2 protein-coding genes are annotated in these 1,515 nt (G+C 75.3%); both read right to left on the reverse strand.

Annotated features, from left to right (window positions below; all coding sequences use genetic code 11):
* Nucleotides 1-84 precede the first annotated feature (84 nt).
* On the reverse strand, nt 85-348 hold the full coding sequence (locus KBX39_RS30925; RefSeq protein WP_205796395.1) for a hypothetical protein: 264 nt from the start codon (nt 346-348) through the stop codon (nt 85-87).
* A 104-nt stretch (nt 349-452) separates the two neighbouring features.
* Nucleotides 453-1,508 carry an ABC transporter ATP-binding protein gene (locus KBX39_RS30930; protein ID WP_069088485.1) on the reverse strand — a complete coding sequence of 352 codons (1,056 nt, stop codon included), beginning with the start codon at nt 1,506-1,508 and terminating at the stop codon, nt 453-455.
* Nucleotides 1,509-1,515: the final 7 nt, after the last annotated feature.

Consider the following 1,515-nt stretch of genomic DNA (forward strand, 5'->3'; position numbering starts at 1 on the left):
CCTCTTCCCCGCATTCCGACCGAGTTGTCGATCATAAACACGGAAGCGGGGCGTCAACGGTTCGAACCGCCCGCGACCCGGTGCTCAGGCGGCGCGCCGCCGCTGCTCCGTACGCCACGTTTCCGGCTCGGCCCGGTCGGCATGCCGGTCCCCGGCCAGCTCCATCGCCCGGTGGGCCGCCGTCAGCGCGTCGCACGGCGCGACCTGACCGTCACACAGCAGGCTCTCGCACCGGCCGGACTCGTCGGGCCGGTGCGCGACGGCCACGTCGTACGCGGCCCGCCAGAGCAACGGGTCGGTGACTCCCCGTGGCAGGTCGGCGTCCTGACTGGACCTGTTGCGGATCATGTCGGGCACCGTGTCCCCCTTTGCGTCGTCGCTACCGTCCCAGTGACCGGTTGAGCGCAGATCAAACCTCTCACCTGCGCACATGCCGCGACCAGCGGTGTTTGTCACGCCGGATAGGCGCGCGTCTCCGCTGCCTTGACCGCCGCCCAGACCGGCCGACCGGGGATCAGCCCGAGGTGGGCCGCGGCGGCGGGCGTGACGTCGGCGGCCACCTCGACCGGGCCGGCCAGCTGCACGCGCAGGTTGTCGCCGTGGCGCTGCACGCCGGTGACGGTGGCCGCCCACACGTTGCGCGGGCTGCCCTCGGGCCGGGACGGGTGCAGCGCCACAGCGGCCGGCGGGTAGGCGACGAACACGTCACCGTGGACGGTGTCGGCGGTGGTGAGTGCCAGCTCACCGACGGTGACCGTGTGCCCGTCGGCGCGGCCGCGGTGCAGGTTCAGGCCGACCAGCCGGGCCACGTAGTCGGTGCGTGGCCGCGCCGTGACGGTGGCGGCGTCACCCTCCTGCACCACCCGGCCGTGCTCCACGATGACCAGCCGGTCGGCGAGCACCAGCGCGTCGAGGGGGTCGTGGGTGACGAGCAGCGTCGCGCCGGGATGCGCGCCGAGGTGGCGCTGGAGTTCGGCGCGGGTGTCCAGCCGGGTCCGCGCGTCGAGCGCGGCCAGGGGCTCGTCGAGCAGCAGCAGGGCCGGGTCGACGGCGAGCGCGCGGGCGAGCGCGACCCGCTGCGCCTGCCCTCCGGAGAGCTGCCGGGGCCGGCGCCGGGCCTGGTCGCCGAGGCCGACCCGGTCCAGCCACTCCTGGGCACGGGCGCGGGCGGCCCGCTTGTCGGCGCCCCGGCGGCGCGGCCCGAACGCCACGTTGTCCAGCGCGCTCAGGTGCGGGAACAGCAGGTAGTCCTGGAACACCACGCCGACCGGCCGCCGTTCCGGCGGCGTCCACATCCGGCGGTCCGGCCGGTCCAGGTCGGCGCCGTCGAGCGTGAGGTGCCCGGCGGTGAGCGGGTGCAGCCCGGCGAGCACCCGCAGCGCGGTGGTCTTGCCCGCGCCGTTGGGGCCGAGCAGCGCCACCACCTCACCGGCGGCGATGCGCAGCCGCACGTCGAGGCTGAAGCCGTCCCGCTCGGCGGCCAGATGCGCGTCCAGCAGCGCGGTCATGTGCTGC

The organism is Micromonospora sp. D75 (genome assembly GCF_018070405.1).
Lineage (GTDB): Bacteria > Actinomycetota > Actinomycetes > Mycobacteriales > Micromonosporaceae > Micromonospora > Micromonospora chalcea.

Excerpts from the sequence above, each read along its gene's own strand:
- KBX39_RS30925 (WP_205796395.1), bottom strand. The coding sequence starts at position 348 with ATGATCCGCAACAGGTCCAGTCAGGACGCCGACCTGCCACGGGGAGTC.
- KBX39_RS30930 (WP_069088485.1), bottom strand. The coding sequence starts at position 1,508 with ATGACCGCGCTGCTGGACGCGCATCTGGCCGCCGAGCGGGACGGCTTC.